Here is an 18,328-nt window from a genome sequence, read left to right on the forward strand (position 1 = left end):
CTGGCTTGGAGGGAGGCGCATGAAATCTCGGCGGGTCGAACCGATCCTGGTGCTGTATGCGACCAGCGGCTGTCACCTATGCGAACAAGCCGAGGTGCTGGTCCGGCGGCAAACCGCTGGGGTCAACACGGTCGAGATCGTTGACGATGCGGCGTTGCTGGAACGCTACGGTGTCCGCATCCCGGTCCTGCGTCGCCTGGATACCGACAACGAGCTGGATTGGCCTTTCGATGAGGCTGGGGTCCGGCGCCTGTTATGCGGTCATCAGCCCGATTGAACGGATTTTGCGCGTTTTGGAATGGGTGTGCCCGATCATCGTGCAAATCACTCCGGGACCCGGCGACGATGCCGCCCATTCGAAACAGCCGGGCTGCCGTCCCCGGCTTTGTTTTTAGCGTGACCGCTCGCCCCGCTCTTTCCATGATGGCGGCGGCGATTGGGAGCAGGGAGCATTTCGACAGCAGCCCGAGAGGATATCCACGATGATGAGTAACGCATTATGAGTAGTCACGCGGCAGCGATCCGCCGGGTGGCGGTTCTGGGCGCGGGCGTGATGGGCGCGCAGATTGCCGCTCATCTGGCCAACGCCGACGTGCCGGTGGTGTTGTTCGATCTGCCGGTCAAGGACGGCGATCCCAACGGGATCGTGATCAAGGCCATCGCCAACATGATCAAGCTCAGTCCGGCGCCGTTCACCGTCCGGGAACGGGCTGATCTGATCCAGCCCGCCAACTACGATCAGCACCTGGAGGTATTGCGGAGCTGCGACCTGCTGATCGAAGCCATCGCCGAGCGCCCGGACTGGAAGGCCGATCTGTACCGGCGGATCACGCCGTATCTCAACGAGCGGGCGATTCTGGCCACCAATACCTCCGGTCTGCCGCTGAGCCTGCTGGCCGAGTCGGTGCCGGAGAATGTGCGCCCGCGTTTCTGTGGCATCCATTTCTTCAATCCACCTCGCTATATGGCATTGGTGGAGCTGATTCCCTGCCAAACCACCGATCCGGCCATTCTCGATCTGCTGGAAACCTTTCTGGTCAGCGTGTTGGGCAAGGGCGTGGTTCGCGCCAAGGACACGCCGAACTTCGTTGCCAATCGCATCGGCGTATTTTCCATGGTGGCGGCCATGCACCATACCCAGGCGTTGGGGTTGAAGCTGGATTTGGTGGACGCACTGACCGGCCCAGCCATCGGCCGGCCCAGGAGCGCCACCTACCGCACCGCCGATCTCGTCGGGTTGGATACCATGGACCATGTGATCAGGGGTTCGGCGCTGGCGTTGCGACAAGATCCGTGGCGGCGCTATTTCACCGTCCCCGACTGGCTGAGCGCACTGGTCGAAAAAGGTGCGCTGGGTCAGAAAAGCAGGGCCGGCATCTATGCCGACAAAGGCAAACAGGTGCTGGATACGGCCACCGGCGACTATCGGGACGCCGGTGCCCAGCCCGACGAGACGGTGCAAGCCCTCCTCAAGATCAAAAATCCCGCCGAGAAGTTTGCCGCCCTGCGCGCCAGCGAGCATCCGCAGGCCCAGTTCCTGTGGGCGATCCAGCGCGACGTATTCCACTATGCCGCGGTGCTGCTGGCGGAAATCGCCGATACCGCCCGCGATGTGGATTTTGCCATCCGCTGGGGTTTCGGCTGGAGCATGGGGCCGTTCGAGATCTGGCAGACGGTGGGTTGGCAACAGGTGGCGGCCTGGATCGAGGAGGACATTGCCACCGGTAAGGCCATGAGCCCGACGCCGCTACCGGTCTGGGTCAAGCAGGTGGATGGCGTGCATCGGCCCGAAGGTGCCTACTCGGCGGCGGAGGACGCCTACAAGCCGCGTTCGACCCTGCCGGTCTATCGGCGCCAGCTTTATCCCGAGCAGGTGTTGGGCGAAGCGCCGCCTCGCTACGGCGAGGCCGTGTTCGAGAACGCGGGCGTGCGGCTGTGGACCAGTGGCGACGACATCGGCGTGCTGAGCTTCAAGAGCAAGCTGCACATGATCGGCGACGAGGTCCTGGATGGAGTGCTGGAGGCATTGCGGATCGCCGAGCAGCGCTTCGACGGTCTGGTGCTGTGGCAGACCGAGGCGCCGTTCAGTGTCGGCGCCGATCTGGCGCAGGCGATGCCGGTGCTGCAAGCCGGCGATATCGTGACCTTCGAAAACGCCGTCGCCAAGTTTCAACGTACCACCGCCGCGCTGCGCCATGCGGCGCTGCCGGTGGTGGCGGCGGTGCAAGGGCTGGCGCTGGGCGGCGGTTGCGAGTTTCTGATGCACTGCGACCGGGTGGTGGCGGCGCTGGAAAGCCACATCGGGCTGGTCGAGATCGGGGTCGGGCTGATCCCGGCCGGCGGCGGCTGCAAGGAGTTCGCCCTGCGCGCCATGACCGAGGCCAAGGGCGGCGATCTATTGCCGTTTTTGCGTCCGTACTTCGAGGCGATGGCCATGGCCAAGGTCTCGCGCAGCGCCGAGGAGGCCAGGCAACTGGGCCACCTGAAGGCGTCCGATGTGATCGTGTTCAATCCCCACGAACTGTTGTACGTCGCCAAGACGCAGGCGCGGGCACTGGCCGAGGCTGGTTATCGGCCACCGCAACCGCGCAAGATCCGGGTGGCGGGCCGTGCTGGCATCGCCGCCTGTCAGATGGTGCTGGTCAACCTGCGCGACGGCGGATTCATCTCCCCCCACGACCACCGATTGGGACTGAGCATCGCCCACGCCCTGTGCGGCGGCGAGGTCGATGCCAATACCCTGGTGGATGAGGAATGGTTGCTCGGGCTGGAGCGCAAGCACTTCGTCGAGCTGGCCCAAACCCCGCTGACCCAGGCCCGGATCGAGCACACGCTCAAGACCGGCAAGCCGTTGCGCAACTGATTGACGGGAGCAGTGATCGATGAGCAAGCAAATCCAGGATGCTTATATCGTCGCCGCCGCGCGGACGCCGGTCGGCAAGGCGCGCGGCGCGTTCCGCAACACCCGCCCGGACGACCTGCTGGCCCATGTGCTGCGCGGGATAGTGGATCAATGTCCGGGGCTGGACCCAAAACTGATTGACGACGTGATCGTCGGTTGCGCCATGCCGGAAGGCGAGCAGGGCATGAATGTGGCCCGTATCGGCCTGCTGCTGGCCGGATTGCCGGACAGCGTGCCGGGCATGACCATTAACCGCTTCTGCGCGTCCAGTGTGCAGGCGGTGGCGCAGGCCGCCGACCGCATCCGCCTGGGCGAGGCCGACGTGATGCTGGCCGCCGGTACGGAAACCATGACCATGATCCCGATGGGTGGCAACAAGCTCGCCCTCAATCCGGAGGTGTTCGCGAAAGACGAGAACATCAGCATCGCCTACGGCATGGGTTTGACGGCGGAGAAGGTGGCGGAGCAGTGGAAAATCTCGCGCGAGGATCAGGACGCTTTTGCCGTGGAGAGCCATCGTCGGGCATCCGCCGCCATCGCCGGCGGCGAATTCCGGCGGGAAATCCTGCCCTACACGGTCGCGGACCGGGTGCCGGACCATCGGAGCATGCAGGTACAAATCCGCGAGCGGGTGGTGGAGAACGACGAAGGTCCGCGCCCCGATGGCAGCGTGCAAGCCCTGGCCAAGCTCAAGCCCGCGTTTGCGGCCAGAGGCAGTGTCACCGCCGGCAACAGCTCGCAGATGAGCGACGGCGCCGGGGCGGTGCTGCTGATGAGCGAGCGCCTGATCAATCAGTTGAACCTGAAACCGCTGGCGCGCTTCATCAGCTATGCCGTGGCGGGTGTGCCGGCGCGGATCATGGGTATCGGCCCCATCGCCGCCATTCCGAAGGCGCTCGATCTGGCCGGGTTGCATAAGGACGATATCGACTGGTTCGAGCTGAACGAAGCGTTCGCCGCGCAGAGTCTGGCGGTGATGCGCGAGCTGGACCTGGACCCGGCCAAGGTCAACCCGCTGGGCGGGGCGATTGCATTGGGCCATCCGCTGGGCGCGACCGGTGCGATCCGCACCGCGACCCTGGTGCATGGGATGCGCCGCCGCCGCGGCAAGTACGGCATGGTGACGATGTGCATCGGCACCGGCATGGGCGCGGCGGGGGTGTTCGAAGTGCTGTAACCGGCTCAAGGCGGGTCGGGTGGTTGATCCGACCTCGCGGTGGCGGCTTTGCGCTATGCTGGCCAGCAAGAATCTAATGGCTTAACCAGGAGGAAGATGGTTCATGACTGCGATACGTGTGGAGGCGGGACGGGGTTGGGGCTGGATCGTCGAAGGTTGGGGGCTGTTCGTCAAAGCACCCGGAGTCTGGATTGTGATGCTGCTGATTTATCTGGCCATCAGCGTGGTGCTGTCACTGATCCCGTTCGTGGGGGTGATCGCCCAGGCCCTGCTGAGTCCGGTGCTGGTCGGCGGGATGTTGTATGGGGCGGCGACGCAGGCGCGGGGCGAGACTTTGGAAATCGGCCATCTGTTCCAGGGCTTTCGGGATCAGGAGCGGATGGGGCCGCTGGTGATGCTGGGTTTGATCAGCGTGGCCGGTTACGTGCTGATGACGCTGGTGGTGGTGATGTTCGTGGGGGGCGGCATGATGATGGGCGCGATGATGAACGGCGCGGGCGCGGGCGTGCCGCCCGAGGCGATGGGCGGACTGTTCGTCGGTGCCGGCCTTATTGCCCTGTTGGTCGTGATGAGCATCGGCCTGGTGGTCGCCATGGCGCTGTTCTACGGTGTTCCCCTGGTCATGCTGTCCGGCCAGAATGCCTGGCCCGCCGTGCAGGCCAGCGTTGCCGCCTGCTGGATCAACATGTTGCCCTTGCTGGTGTTCGGTTTGATCTATCTGGTGCTGGCGGTGGTGGCGGTCATTCCGCTTGGGCTGGGTTTGCTCGTGCTGGGGCCGGTCACCGTCTGCGCGGTTTACGTCAGCTATCGGGAGATATTCGAAGAAACGCCGGCGCCGGGTATCAGGCTGGCTAAATAGCGGGCAGGGGTTTTTACGGTTCCCCTGCTCGGAAAAGAGAGGCGGCGCGCGCCGGGGTGGTTCGAACTCAATTCAGATCAAGCGCGTATTGCTTGAGATCTTTTAGCGAGACCACTTCCAGCGCCGCCTCGTGCGTCGCCGTCAACAGCACGCGCGGCGCCACGCCGGCATCCAGCGCTTCCTGCCAACGGGCGGCGCACAGGCACCAGCGGTCGCCGGGGCGCAAGCCGGGGAAGGCGAACGCCGGTACGGGGGTGCTCAGATCGTTGCCGCGCGATTGGCTAAACGCCAGGAACTCGGCGCTGATTTGGACGCAGATCGCGTGAATGCCTGGGTCCTGGAGGCCGGTTTCGCATTTGCCGGTACGGGTAAAGCCGGTCATGGGTGAAGTGCAGCAGGTTTCCAACCTGCCGCCGAGTGCGTTTTTTGCCGTTGTCATGGATTTTTCCGCAGTGAAAGTAGGAGATGAAAGACGAGAGGTTGGGGTCCATGCCGATTGGTGGATAGCTCTGGCCCAGCTTGCGTTTGAGCATAGAACGCGGCGGCAACGAACGCCATCCAGTTTGGGAGTGGGCCATGGTCCCGGCTCAAACTGATCCGATCCTGCTGGGTTTGGACTATGGGAGCAAGTTGCGACGATTGGCGGCTTGGGAGGCGCGAGGCGGCGGCGGCCCGAGCGAGTCAGGCCGCGCCAGGTGGTTTGCCGGCGAAATGCCGGTAGGGAACATACGGAAGGGGGAGACGGTGGATCATGACGGTGTCGTCCCCGCTTCAGCCGACTCCCGAGAGCAGCGACTTGATCAGCCGCTCCCGCAACAGTTGCGTGGCCTCGAAGATTTCCTGCGCGGTTTCCACATACAGCGGCCCCGCTTCGCGATAGATACCGCCGTGGTTGCCCACCAGTTGAACCGCTACCCGGGTTTTCTGCACCATCCTGGTTTGCTGGTGGTCCCAGACCAGCGTTTTGTCGGCTGCAATGGCTAATGACATGATGGCATCCCCTCGGTTTGAGTGATCGAAACCGGCCCGAAACCCCCGTGTTCGGGCCGACTGACACATAGGCGTCAAACTGATCGAAGCATTATTGATGCCAATAAGTTATTCCATAACAGAGGAGGTGTGGCGATGGGGCGACGAGCGAACGGTGGTGAGTTTTTGGAGCAGGCCAAAGGGGGCTGGGCGAAGGCGCGGACGGTCGAGGAATTGACCAGCGCAAGCCTTGGGGTCGCCACTGGAGTTGGGCTTGGATTATCGCTTCACCATGGAATTGAAATATGGAATTAGCCCGGCTTCGACTATTCAGCGCCGTTCGCGTTGCAACATATTGATGCTTTGTTCCTCCAGCGGTTGGGCATTCGCCAGTTCGGCATGGACCCGCGCCTCGGTCCGCGGGGCCTGACGCAGGACCTCGCGATAGGTGTGGGTCGGGGACGGCCGGTGACGCGCGCCGCCGCGGGCGGGACTCTTGGGTTACTATAGTTTTCGCCAGGGCGGCTGTTGAATCGCGCGGCCCCGCGACCGCGGCAAGTGAACCCCTCGCGTCGTTCCGCTACTAATATCGTTTCCCGATAGGTTTTGTTCTTTTCGGAGGCCAATAACCACCCTGTTCGTCATACCCGCGAAAGCGGGTATCCCATTTTTCAGCGGCGGCCTGGATTCCCGCATTCGCGGGAATGACGAAAACCTATTCAGAATTGGTATAACAACCGCATTGTGAAGCCCGCTCTCCCGCGCGACCCGCGGCGAACTCATTCCATTCACCCGAAGGAAGCAACCGCCATGCCGACCTCCTCCGATCAACCGCTGCGCGACCGCGTCAAACTGCTAGGTCGCTTGTTGGGCGAGACCCTGCGCGACCGGGAAGGCCGTCATGTGCTGGACGCGGTGGAAACCCTGCGCAAGGGTTTCACCGAGTTGCGCCGCCAGTCCGGCGCCGCGCTGGAAATTCGCGAGCGGCTGATGCGCTTCATCGCCGCGCTGAACCCGGAGATGCTGAACCATGTGGTACGAGCCTTCAGCGCCTACTTCAGCCTCGCCAACATCGCCGAGGAATCGTTCCAGCACCAGCAGCGCCGCGAGCAGGTCCGCCGTGGCGAGCCGCTGTGGCGTGGTTCCTTCGACGAGACGCTGCGCACCCTGCGCGCCGCCGGCGTCGATGCCGCCCAGTTGCAGGCACTGCTGAACCGGCTCTGCTTCACGCCGGTGTTCACCGCTCACCCGACCGAAGCCAAGCGCCGGGTGCTGCTCGGCGCGCAGCGCCGCATCTTCCTGAGCAACGGTCAGCTCGACGATCCGGCGCTCAACCCGCTCCAGCGGGACGAAGTGCTGGAGGAATTGCGCAGCCAGGTTCAGGTTTTGTGGCATACCGACGAGGTGCGCGCCTACAAACCGCAGGTGCGCGACGAAATCAAGAACGGGCTCTACTACTTTCGAGAATCGATCTTTCACGCCCTGCCGGTGCTCTACCGCAATCTGGAGCGGGCGCTGAGCGCGGTCTATGGCGACGAGGGCGGCAAGACGACGGTGCGAATCCCCTGCCTGCTGCGCTTCGGCTCGTGGATCGGCGGCGACCGCGACGGCAACCCCTTCGTCACCCCCGACACCACCGCGCTGGCCGTGCGCCTGCAAGCGCAGGAGATCCTGCGCGAATATTTGCGTCGGATCGAGGATCTGAACCGGCGCTTGACCTATTCCGGCTCGCTGGTCACGCCTTCGCCGCCGTTCACCGCCAGCCTGGACGCGGACTTGCGGCGCATGGCCGAACTATTCCACGACACGCCCCGGCAGTACGCCCAGGAACCGTACCGGCGCAAGCTGTTTCTGATTTACCACCGGCTGCGGCACAACCTCGACCGCATTCGTGCCCGCATCGACGGCCATCCGGACAAGATCCCGGTTCCTTTCTGGGGCTACGATTCCGAACGGGAATTTCTTGAGGAACTTTATATTATCCGCGATTCGCTGGTCGCCCACGGCGACGGCGCGGTCGCCGAGCGGGAACTCAAGGATCTGATCCGGCTGGCGGAAACCTTCGGCTTTTATCTGGCGGCGCTGGACGTGAGGCAGGAGTCGGGCCGGCATACGGCGGCGGTGACGGAAGTTTTCACCATGGCGCCCAACCTGCCGGACTACGCCGCCCTGACCGAGGACGAACGCTTGCGGGCGCTCGGCGAACTGCTGGCCCGGCCGGGCACCCCGCTGCTGTACTGCGATTCGCTCAGCCCCGCCACCCGCGAGACGCTGGAGGTCTTCCAGACCATGGCGCGGACGCGCGAGGAAATCAGTCCGCGCGCGTTTGACAATTACGTCATTTCCATGACCCACGAAGCCAGCCATGTGCTGGAGGTGCTGTTTTTGGCCAGCTTCGCCGGACTGGTCGGACGCCGCGCCGACGGCGGCTGGCACTGCGACATCCGCGTCGCTCCCCTGTTCGAAACCATCGCCGATCTGAACCGGGTCGAGACCCTGCTGACCCGGCTGCTGGACCAGCCGACCTACCGGGAACTGCTGGCGGCGGCTGGTGGGGTGCAGGACGTCATGGTGGGTTATTCCGATTCCTGCAAGGACGGCGGCATCCTGGCCTCCAACTGGGGGCTGTATCAGGCGCAGCAACAGGCGGTGGCCCTGACGGCGGCGCGCGGCTTCGACTGCCGCCTGTTCCACGGTCGTGGCGGTACGGTGGGACGCGGCGGCGGCCCGGTCCACGATGCTATCCTGTCCCAGCCGACCGGCACGGTGCGCGGCCAGATCAAGATCACTGAACAGGGCGAAGTGCTGTCGTTCAAGTATCAGAATCTGGAAACCGCCGTTTACGAACTGACGCTGGGTATCACCGGCCTGATGAAAGCCAGCCGCCACCTGATTCAGGACGTGCCGGCCGACCCGCCGGAAGCGGCAACGGTCATGGCCGAACTGGCCTTACACGGCGAGGCCGCCTATCGCGATCTCACCGAACGAACACCCGGCTTCATCGATTATTTCTACACCGCCACGCCGGTCACCGAGATCGGCCAGCTCAACATCGGCTCGCGGCCCTCGCACCGCGCCCAGGGCGACCGCTCCAAATATTCGGTGCGGGCGATTCCGTGGATGTTCGGCTGGGGCCTGGCGCGGCATACCCTGCCCGGCTGGTACGGCATCGGCGGCGCGCTGGCGGCCTGGCGCGGCAACGATCCCAAGCGGCTGGCGCTGTTGCAAAAGCTGTATCGGGAATGGCCGTTCTTCCACGCCTTGCTCAACAATAGCCAAATGTCGCTGAGCAAGGCGGACCCGGACATCGCCCGCGAATACGCCCGGCTGTGCGAGGACGCCGGGACCGGGACCGGCATCTACGAGCGGTTTCAGGTGGAATACGAACGGACCTGCCAGGAGATCCTGACGGTGGCGCGGATCGCGACGCTATTGGAGGAAAATCCGGTGCTGGCCAAATCGCTGGACCGGCGCGACCCCTACCTGAACCCGCTCAATCACATCCAGGTCACGCTGCTGCGCCGCTACCGGCAGGCGCTTAAGGATCAGGGCGCGGATTCGCCCGAGGCGGAGACCTGGCTGCGGCCCCTGCTGCGGTCCATCAACGCGCTGGCGGCGGGATTGCGGAATACCGGTTGACGGTTGAAAAGCCGACCGGTAAGCGTTCGCGAGCGGTTGGTGCCTCAAGCCGGTTCGGCCGCTGCGCCAGGCCATGGTCGTGCAAGAATACTCTTACGCCCAGGCGGTCTCGGTGGCCGACGGTCAGCTGGATGCCCTGATCCGTCCCGCGTTAATCGCCCATGCGGGCAGGTGTGCCTCGACGAGGTCGCCTCCCGCCATCCGGGCGAGGGGATCGTCTTCAGAAGGATTGAACGACGATCTTGCCTTTGGCCTGCCCGGTTTCGATGAGCGCATGGGCGGCCCGGATGTTCTCGGCGTTGATCGGGCTCAGCACTTTGTCGAGCGTCGTGCGGATTCGTCCAGCGTCGATTTCATGGGCCACATAGTTCAGCAACTGGTGCTGCTCGATCATGTCCGGTGTTTCGAACATGGCGCGGGCGAACATGAATTCCCAGTGCAGGCTGGCGGCCTTCATCTTCATGCCCGCCATCGGCATCGGCAGGTGGGTATCATCGATTGTCACAATCCCGCCCTGCGGCCGGATCAGTTCAACCGCCGTTTCCCAATGGCGCATGTCATTGAAGATCGCGATGTGATCGACATATTGAAACCCGAGCGCACGCACCTGCTCAACCATGGGTTGGCGGTGATTAACCACATGATCCGCGCCCAGCGCTTTGACCCAGCTTTCCGTCTCTGGGCGCGAGGCCGTGGCGATGACAACCAGCCCGGCCGCCTTGGCCAATTGGATGCCGATCGAACCGACACCGCCACCCGCGCCGATGATGAGAGCCGACTGCCCTTGGTCGGCGCCATCACGATCGATGTTAAGACGATCAAAGAAAGCCTCGTAGGCGGTGATCGTGGTCAGCGGTAGCGCCGCGGCTTCGGCAAAGCCGAGGCTTTTCGGCTTGAATCCGACAATGCGCTCATCCACCAGTTGAAATTCCGCATTGGAACCGGACCGGGTAATGTCACCGGCATAATAGACTTCATCTTCGGGCTTGAAGAGCGTGACGTCCTCGCCGACCGCTTCGACGATCCCGCTGGCATCCCAGCCAAGAACGCGAGGGGTTTCTTCCACCGTGTCTTTTGGGCCGCGGACCTTGGTATCGACCGGGTTGATCGACACGGCCTTCACAGCGACCAGAAGATCGCGGCCCGACGCCGTGGGCTTGGGCAGCTCCACGTCAAGAAAGGATTTCGGGTTATCGATGGGAAGATAATGGGTGAGGGCGACTGCTTTCATTGTGGTATCTCCTGATCCGTGGGGTTGGTCAACGAATGGGAGTCATTTCATTCAGAATGAACTCCGCAACGGCGCCGTCCGTGGCTTTCATATAGGCGGCGAGGTGCGGGGCATTCATGTGGGCCTGCCACAGCTCGCGCGATTCCCAGCTCTCGAAGAACATGAAATGCGCCGGGTCCTCATTGTCGCGGTGCAAGTCATACTGGAGGCAGCCCTTTTCGGCCCGCGTGATCGGAACCAGCTTTTCCAGCTCGGCCTTGACCCGGTCAATCTGATCGGGGTTGGCGTGGATGTTGGCGATGATGGTCAGTGTGGTCATGGCTGTAACTCCTTGAGTGGCGATAGGACAAATATAGCGGCTTGCCAAAGCCGGATAACTCGACAGAATATGGAAAGATAATCCGGAAATGCCGAATAATGCTGCTCAACAATATCGCCCTGTTGCTACAAATTATCGAGAAAGGCAGCCTGGCCTCCCCCCAGCCGGGCTCAATTCAGGCGGGTGCGCGCACTGGCCGACCCTGGCCTTGATGCTGCAATGTCTTGAGCCATCCCGAGAGAACGCCGGCTAAGCGCGCACTCGAATGGTTTCGAAACACAGCGACCGACAGCCTGGATCATGTCGGCACCCAATCCCAGTCAAAAAAGGCCTACGGCATGATCCCGGGCCTGCCCGCGGTCATGGCCGAAGCGCCCGGACTGCTGGAGGGCTACGGGCTGGTTCACGAGCTTTTTGCGAACTCGAGCTTTGACAAGGATGAACTGACCGTGGTCTGGCAGACGGTCAATGTGGAGCACGCCCGCCGCCACGAAACGCCGCTGCCCAATGCCCGGTTGGAGGCGTTATCCTGGGCGCCTTCATGTTGTTGGGGGCACGACGAAGTTCTTCGAGCCCTTCACGACCCTGTTCGCGAACCAGATTGCCCTAAGCCAGTTGCCCTGGCCGAGACTGTCTGCCATCGTCGGACAGGCCGGTAAAATTTCAAGCGGATTGCTGCGGATTGCTGCTGTTGGCATTCTTCGCCTTTGACAAGAAATTCGCGGGCGTGGTGGGGGACAAGATCTTTTACCTGACGAACCTGTTGATCGTGGCCATTATGCTGGTTGCCGTCTACATGCATTTGCACCCGAATGTCCCCGCCGAGACCTTACTTTGGCCTGCGCCAGAAACTCACCACCGCTCGCTCGTCGTCCCATCGCCACACCTTCTCATCCGCGATGGCTGGCGAACCCGGCCGGCTTCAGAATTTGAACTCGTCGATCAACAACTGCATCTGCAACAGCGTCTGCATGTTGATGTTCTGGATGCGGAAGCCGGTGTCGTAGAAATCGGGATTGATGTCTCGACCGCTCCACAGGCTTTCCGCCTCCAGCGAGATGCGTTGTCGCGAATTGCCTTCCCTGGGAACATCCACCCATAACCGGAAAATTTGGTTGACCGGGATGGGGCGGTCGCTAACCAGTCGCATGCCTTCCTTGTTGATATCGACAATGTGGCCCAATAACACTTGATCGTCCTGATTGTAGACGCGCAGGTACATCACCAGATACCAGCGTTTGAGCCGACGCTGTTCGGCTCCGGGCGGGTCGGGAGGGCTCATGGCGATCTCTTGGCCTGTTTGCAATGCCGTTGCGCCACTCGCGGTAAGCATCCGCGGAGCGCACAGGTCGTTGGAGGAAAAGACCGTGCCTGGTCGAGAGTGGCGTTCATCGTCGGGCGTTTCAGGCCGGTACGGCTGGATTAAGGCTGTAAGTAACCGTCAAACTGGCTTGATCCAGCACATGTCCGGCAATCGCGGCGAGCATCTCGGGGCCGGTAAATTCGCCATCCACCGGACAGCGCTCCACATCGAGCGCGTACAGCGTGAAGATATAATGATGCACGATGCTGTCGTTCCAGGGCGGGCATGGGCCGTCGTAACCGAAGTAGCGGCCAGCCATCGCCGGGTCGCTGGCAAACCATTCCCGATAGTTATTGATGCCCTGGCGGGTGCCGCGCGGGCCGTCCGGCCCCGGCTTGCCGCCGGGCGCGATGCCCTCGGAGAACTCGCCGGCCAAAATCTGCGCGGGTTCGGGGGGCAGGTCCACCAGTATCCAGTGATGGAAATCGGTACGCGGCAGACTGGCCGGAACCTCCCGCCCTTCCTGGTTGACGTCGTCCGCCTGGGTCGGTACGTCCGGGTCGTGGCAGACCAGCGCCAGCGAGCGGGTTTCCGGCGGCAGATCACTCCACTGGAGTGGTGGGTTGGTGTTGGACCCAAGCACGACGTGCTGTTGGGGGTCGGCAACGCCGAAGGCGAACTCGGCGGGGATCGGTTGATGATCGCGCAAGACGGGGCTAGTCAGTTTCATGCACTCTTTCCTTCAATCAGAGTGTGGCCGGGAGTGGTATCGACGCGTCGGCGGCGAGGGGCGCGACCGATGTATCGGGAGCCGGGATTGCTCTGGCATTCGACCGGTCAAGGTAGCGGTATTCGCTTGACCTGTCTTCGCCGTTCTTAAAGAATTGCCGTGGCTCGTGAACGATCCGGGCAATGGGTTTGCTTTTTATCGATCTATGATAACGCATACAACATAGCACGTTAATTCGCGATGCCGGCAAATGGAATTGATCGCCTCCGCCGCGAAGCCACCACGGAAGCCATCGTGGTGGCGACGACCCAGGCGGGTACTTGACTGGCGAGCCGATCCGGCGTTTTGACCGTGGTTTCCGCACCAGAGGATGGAGGTCTATTGGACCCATGAGCGATCGAAGCGCGCGAGGTGAACTCACGGGGAGCGCGTTCCCGGAAGGCGATGGCCTTGGCACCGAAGCCGAGGAAGGGCTGAAAACCGGCCAGCCGGTGGCGACGGTCTCTTCGAAACTTCCCGACGGCGCACGACCGGTCGCTTACCCGCGACGGGCACCGTTCAGAACGGCGCTGCACATGGTGGGCTTGTTGCTGGTTTTGTTCAGCACCACCATGTTGCCGCCGATCGTGGTGGCGTGGTGGTACGACGATCTTCATGTCGTGATGCCGTTCGCCGAGACCCTGGCCGCCACCTTGGGGCTGGGCTTGCTGTGCTGGTTGCCGGTGTGCCGGTTCAAGGTCGATCTGCGCAACCGCGACGGCTTTGTGGTGGTGGTGGCGTTCTGGGTGCTGCTGTCGCTGCTGGGCACGCTGCCGTTCATGCTGGCGGAGCAACCGGATATTTCTTTCCTGGATGCCTGGTTCGAGACCACCTCCGGGCTGACCACCACCGGCGCCACCATCCTGTCCGACCTGGACGCCCTGCCCAAGGCGATCTTGTACTACCGGGCGCAAATGCACTTTTTCGGCGGCATGGGCATCGTGGTGCTGGCGGTGGCCTTGCTGCCGATGCTGGGGATCGGCGGGATGCAGCTGTACAAGGCGGAGACGCCGGGGCCGATGAAGGACGAGAAGCTGACCCCACGCATCACCGAGACCGCCAAGAATCTCTGGGTCATCTACGTGGGCCTGAACGTGGTCTGCGCGTTGGCGTTCTGGGCGGCGGGGATGAGTCCGTTCGACGCGATCTGTCATGCCTTCACCACCATCGCGCTGGGCGGTTTTTCCACCCACGACGCCAGTATCGGCTATTACCAGAATCCGGCCATCGAGCTGATCGCGGGGACCTTCGCGCTGATCGCGGCGGTCAATTTCGCCCTGTACTTTCTGGCATGGCGCAGAGGCAGCGTTTGGATGGTTTTTCGGGACGCCGAATTCCGCTTCTTCATGACGGTGATCGTCGCGATCGTCGCGATCGCTTGCGCCTACCTGTATTTCACCGACAAGTTTCCGCTGTGGGAAGCACTTCAGCACGGCTATTTCCAGAGCGTGATGATCATCACCGGTAACGGTTTGACCACCGCCGGTTACTCGGCCGACTGGCCGGCTTTCGTGCCGTTGTTGTTGCTGCTGGGTAGTTTTTTCGGCGGCTGCGTCGGTTCGACCTGCGGCGGCATCAAGGCGATCCGATTTCTGCTGCTGTACAAGCAAAGCCTGCGCGAGGCCCGGCTGCTGATCCGGCCCACCGCGCAAATCGCGGTCAAGGTGGGGGGTCACCCCATTTCCGATCGAGTGATGCAGGCGGTGTGGGGGTTTTACTATCTCTACATCTTCTGTTACTGCGCGCTGTCGCTGGCGCTGACCGCGACCGGTGTGGATCTGGTGACGGCGTTCGGTTCAGCGGCGGCCGGCTTGAACAATATGGGAGTGGGGTTGGGGGATACCGCCTCCAACTTCAGTCCGTTGAACGACACCGCTACTTTTTTGCTGGCGCTGTCGATGGTGGTCGGCCGGCTGGAGATCTTTCCACTGTTGCTGTTATGTCTGCCGGATTTCTGGAAGTGAGTGGGCATGGACAAAGTGGAGTACGTCGGCGAACCGCCGCTGACGATGACTGAAAAGGCGCGGTGGGCCGGTCAGCGGCGGGCGCCGGTCAGAACGGCGCTGTACATGGTCGGACTGCTGACGATCCTGTTCAGCGCGACTCTGTTGCCGCCGATGGGAGTGGCGTGGTGGTACGACGGCATGCCGGTGGTGATGCCGTTTGCAAAGGCGTTGGGGGCGATGCTGGCGCTGGGTTTGCTCTGCTGGCTGCCGGTGTGCCGGTTCAAGGTCGATCTGCGCAACCGCGACGGCTTCGTGGTGGTGGTGGCGTTCTGGATGTTGTTGTCGTTGCTGGGGGCGCTGCCATTCATGCTGACGGAGCATCCGCACATGCGCTTGGTGGATGCGGTGTTCGAAACCGCCTCCGGTCTGACCACCACCGGCGCCACCATCCTGTCCGACTTGGACAACTTGCCCAAGGCGATCTTGTACTACCGGGCGCAACTGAATTTTCTGGGCGGCATGGGCATCGTGGTGCTGGCGGTGGCCTTGCTGCCGATGCTGGGGATCGGCGGGATGCAGCTCTACAAGGCGGAGACGCCGGGGCCGATGAAGGACGAGAAGCTGACCCCACGCATCACCGAGACCGCCAAGAACCTCTGGTTCATCTACGTGGGCCTGAACGTGGTTTGTACGCTGGCGTTCTGGGCGGCGGGAATGAGTTTTTTCGATGCGATCTGCCATAGTTTCGCCACCCTGGCGCTGGGCGGTTTTTCTACTCACGACGCCAGCATCGGCTATTTTCACAGCGCCCCGATCGAACTGATCGCCGGCTTCTTCTCGCTGGTGGCGGCGGTCAACTTCGCCCTGTTTTTCCTGGCGTGGCGCTCCCGTAGCTTGAAAGTGGTGTTTCGCGATGCCGAATTCCAGTTCTGCATGGTGGTCATGGCCGGGATCATCGCGCTCACCTGCGGTTACCTGTATATCTCCGGCAAGTTTCCGTTGTGGGAATCGATTTATCACGGTTTTTTCCAGACCGCCTCGATCATCACCGACAATGGTCTCGTCACCACCGGCTATCCGGAAAACTGGCCGTTCGTCGTGCCGCTACTATTGTTGCTGGGTAGCTTTTTCGGCGGTTGCGTCGGTTCGACTTGTGGCGGCATCAAGGCATTCCGTTTTCTGCTGCTGTTCAAGCAGAGCCTGCGCGAGGCCCGATTGCTGGTCCGGCCCACCGCGCAAATCGCGGTCAAGGTCGGTAACCGACCGATGCCGGACCGGGTGATGCAAGCGGTGTGGGGGTTTTATTTCCTGTACATCCTCAGCTACTGTTTTTTCTCCTTCGCGCTGGCGACGACCGGTGTGGATCTGGTGACGGCATTCGGCTCGGTGGCGGGTTGCCTGAACAACATGGGGGTGGGATTGGGCGAGACGGCGGTTGGTTTTGGCCCGTTGAACGATGCCGCCACCTGGTTGCTGTCGGCATCGATGGTGATCGGCCGGCTGGAGATCTTCCCGCTGTTGTTGCTGTTTCTGCCTGACTTCTGGAAATGAGCATGAGCGAGCGAACGGATCGCCTGGAGGCGGGGTCGGAGTTGATTTCGGGCCAGGGTGAAGGCACGGCCGAACTCGAAGACTGGCGGGAAGCCGGGACCGCGCCACGGACGCCGCGGCCGCGAGTGGGGGAGGAAGACGAGTCCGGTCCTGCCCCGCCACGGCCCGAAACCGGCTGGAACCCGTGGCAAACCCGTCAGCGACGGGCGCCGGTCAAGACGACGCTGTACATGGTCGGGGTGCTGATGGTCCTGTTCAGCGCCACCCTGCTGCCGCCGATCGTGGTGGCGTGGTGGTACGACGGCATGGCGGTGGTGATGCCGTTCGCGGAAACCCTGGCCGCCACCCTGGGGCTGGGCTTGCTGTGCTGGTTGCCGGTCTGCCGGTTCAAGGTCGATCTGCGCAACCGCGACGGTTTCGTGGTGGTGGTGGCGTTTTGGGTGCTGCTGTCCCTGTTGGGCGCCATTCCGTTCGTGCTGGCTGAACATCCGCACATGAGGGTGGTGGACGCGGTGTTCGAAACCGCCTCCGGGCTGACCACCACCGGCGCCACCATTCTGTCCGACCTGGACGCCCTGCCCAAGGCGATCCTCTACTATCGGGCGCAATTGAACCTGTTGGGCGGCATGGGGGTGGTGGTGCTGGCGGTGGCCTTGCTGCCGATGCTGGGCGTCGGTGGGATGCAGCTCTACAAGGCCGAGACGCCGGGGCCGATGAAGGATGAGAAGCTGACTCCGCGCATCACCGAGACCGCCAAGAACCTGTGGGTGATCTACTTTGGTTTGAATATCGCCTGCGCGCTGGCGTTTTGGGCGGCCGGAATGAGTCCCTTCGACGCGGTTTGTCACAGTTTCTCCACCTTGGCGCTGGGCGGTTTTTCCACCCACGACGCCAGCATCGGTTATTTCCACAGTCTGACCATCGAGTTGATCTCGGGCATTTTCACGCTGATCGCGGCGGTCAATTTCGCCCTGTACTTCATGGCGTGGCGCCGGCGCAGCCTCTGGCTGGTGTTCCATGACGCGGAATTCCAATTTTTTCTGGTGGTGATCGGCGGGATTGTCGCGCTCACCTGCGCCTACCTGTACTTCAGCGGCACCTTTCCGCTCCAGGAGTCGCTCACTCACGGCTTTTTCCAGAGTCTTTCGATCGTGACCAGTAACGGTCATACGGCGGCCGGCTATTCGGCGGACTGGCCATTTTTCGTCCCCTTGCTGCTGTTGCTGGGCAGCTTTTTCGGCGGCTGCGTCGGCTCGACCTGCGGCGGTATCAAGGCGGTTCGATTCCTGCTGCTGTACAAACAGAGCGTGCGCGAAATCCGCCTGTTGATCCGTCCCACCGCGCAGATCGCGGTCAAACTGGGCAACCGGCCCATACAGGAGCGAGTGATGCAGGCGGTGTGGGGATTTTATTATCTCTACATCTTTTGTTATTGCGCGCTGTCGCTGGCACTGGTGGCGACTGGCCTGGATTTGGTGACGGCGTTCGGTTCGGCGGCGGCCGGCTTGAATAACATGGGCGTGGGTCTGGGCGATACGGCTTCCAATTTCAGCCCGCTGAGCGATACCGCCACCGTGTTGATGACGGTGGCCATGGTGGTGGGCCGGCTGGAGGTGTTCCCGGTGTTGCTGCTGTTCCATCCGGATTTCTGGAAGGGCTGATC

At 62.6% G+C, this 18,328-nt stretch carries 14 protein-coding genes and 1 pseudogene; 9 read left to right on the forward strand and 6 right to left on the reverse strand.

The window, feature by feature from the left end; genetic code table 11:
• The first annotated feature begins 19 nt into the window (after positions 1-19).
• The 4 genes from IPM89_05115 to IPM89_05130 all read left to right on the forward strand — a co-directional run bounded on the left by IPM89_05115 (position 20) and on the right by IPM89_05130 (position 4,938).
• Positions 20-277: a glutaredoxin family protein gene (locus tag IPM89_05115; GenBank protein QQS55196.1), complete on the forward strand. Its 258-nt coding sequence runs from the start codon at positions 20-22 to the stop codon at positions 275-277.
• 222 nt (positions 278-499) lie between these two features.
• On the forward strand, positions 500-2,863 hold the full coding sequence (locus tag IPM89_05120; protein ID QQS55197.1) for a 3-hydroxyacyl-CoA dehydrogenase/enoyl-CoA hydratase family protein: 2,364 nt from the start codon (positions 500-502) through the stop codon (positions 2,861-2,863).
• A 19-nt stretch (positions 2,864-2,882) separates the two neighbouring features.
• Positions 2,883-4,079 carry an acetyl-CoA C-acyltransferase gene (locus IPM89_05125; GenBank protein ID QQS55198.1) on the forward strand — a complete coding sequence of 399 codons (1,197 nt, stop codon included), beginning with the start codon at positions 2,883-2,885 and terminating at the stop codon, positions 4,077-4,079.
• Between the two features lie 103 nt (positions 4,080-4,182).
• On the forward strand, positions 4,183-4,938 hold the full coding sequence (locus tag IPM89_05130) for a hypothetical protein (GenBank protein QQS55199.1): 756 nt from the start codon (positions 4,183-4,185) through the stop codon (positions 4,936-4,938).
• A gap of 67 nt (positions 4,939-5,005) precedes the next feature.
• Here the strand turns inward: IPM89_05130 and IPM89_05135 are convergent, their stop codons facing one another.
• Positions 5,006-5,377, reverse strand: a complete 372-nt coding sequence (locus IPM89_05135) for a DUF2237 domain-containing protein (protein QQS55200.1) — start codon at positions 5,375-5,377, stop codon at positions 5,006-5,008.
• 332 nt (positions 5,378-5,709) lie between these two features.
• Entirely contained in the window at positions 5,710-5,928 is a 219-nt protein-coding gene (locus IPM89_05140; GenBank protein QQS55201.1) for a hypothetical protein, read from the reverse strand.
• Positions 5,929-6,717: 789 nt separating this feature from the next.
• On the opposite strand from IPM89_05140, the gene ppc reads away from it, so the two are divergent.
• Complete coding sequence (ppc, locus tag IPM89_05145; protein ID QQS55202.1) at positions 6,718-9,546, forward strand: phosphoenolpyruvate carboxylase; 2,829 nt, start codon at positions 6,718-6,720, stop codon at positions 9,544-9,546.
• 220 nt (positions 9,547-9,766) lie between these two features.
• Here the strand turns inward: ppc and IPM89_05150 are convergent, their stop codons facing one another.
• On the reverse strand, positions 9,767-10,777 hold the full coding sequence (locus IPM89_05150; protein ID QQS55203.1) for a zinc-binding alcohol dehydrogenase family protein: 1,011 nt from the start codon (positions 10,775-10,777) through the stop codon (positions 9,767-9,769).
• 28 nt (positions 10,778-10,805) lie between these two features.
• Positions 10,806-11,096, reverse strand: coding sequence for an antibiotic biosynthesis monooxygenase (locus IPM89_05155; protein QQS55204.1), 291 nt, complete (start codon positions 11,094-11,096; stop codon positions 10,806-10,808).
• Positions 11,097-11,389: 293 nt separating this feature from the next.
• On the opposite strand from IPM89_05155, the pseudogene IPM89_05160 reads away from it, so the two are divergent.
• Positions 11,390-11,623 (forward strand): annotated as a pseudogene (locus IPM89_05160) (carboxymuconolactone decarboxylase family protein).
• A gap of 395 nt (positions 11,624-12,018) precedes the next feature.
• Here the strand turns inward: IPM89_05160 and IPM89_05165 are convergent.
• A complete protein-coding gene (locus IPM89_05165; GenBank protein QQS55205.1) occupies positions 12,019-12,378 on the reverse strand; it encodes a PilZ domain-containing protein in 360 nt (119 codons plus the stop codon).
• Between the two features lie 121 nt (positions 12,379-12,499).
• Positions 12,500-13,129: a YbhB/YbcL family Raf kinase inhibitor-like protein gene (locus tag IPM89_05170; protein QQS55206.1), complete on the reverse strand. Its 630-nt coding sequence runs from the start codon at positions 13,127-13,129 to the stop codon at positions 12,500-12,502.
• A gap of 575 nt (positions 13,130-13,704) precedes the next feature.
• Between IPM89_05170 and IPM89_05175 the strand changes: the two genes are divergently transcribed.
• The 3 genes from IPM89_05175 (at position 13,705) to IPM89_05185 (ending at position 18,326) form a co-directional block, all read left to right on the forward strand.
• Positions 13,705-15,132: a potassium transporter gene (locus IPM89_05175; protein QQS55799.1), complete on the forward strand. Its 1,428-nt coding sequence runs from the start codon at positions 13,705-13,707 to the stop codon at positions 15,130-15,132.
• Positions 15,133-15,237: 105 nt separating this feature from the next.
• Entirely contained in the window at positions 15,238-16,665 is a 1,428-nt protein-coding gene (locus IPM89_05180; GenBank protein QQS55800.1) for a potassium transporter, read from the forward strand.
• A 230-nt stretch (positions 16,666-16,895) separates the two neighbouring features.
• Positions 16,896-18,326, forward strand: a complete 1,431-nt coding sequence (locus IPM89_05185) for a potassium transporter (protein QQS55801.1) — start codon at positions 16,896-16,898, stop codon at positions 18,324-18,326.
• Positions 18,327-18,328 lie beyond the last annotated feature (2 nt).

The organism is Candidatus Competibacteraceae bacterium (genome assembly GCA_016699715.1).
Classification (GTDB): domain Bacteria; phylum Pseudomonadota; class Gammaproteobacteria; order Competibacterales; family Competibacteraceae; genus Competibacter.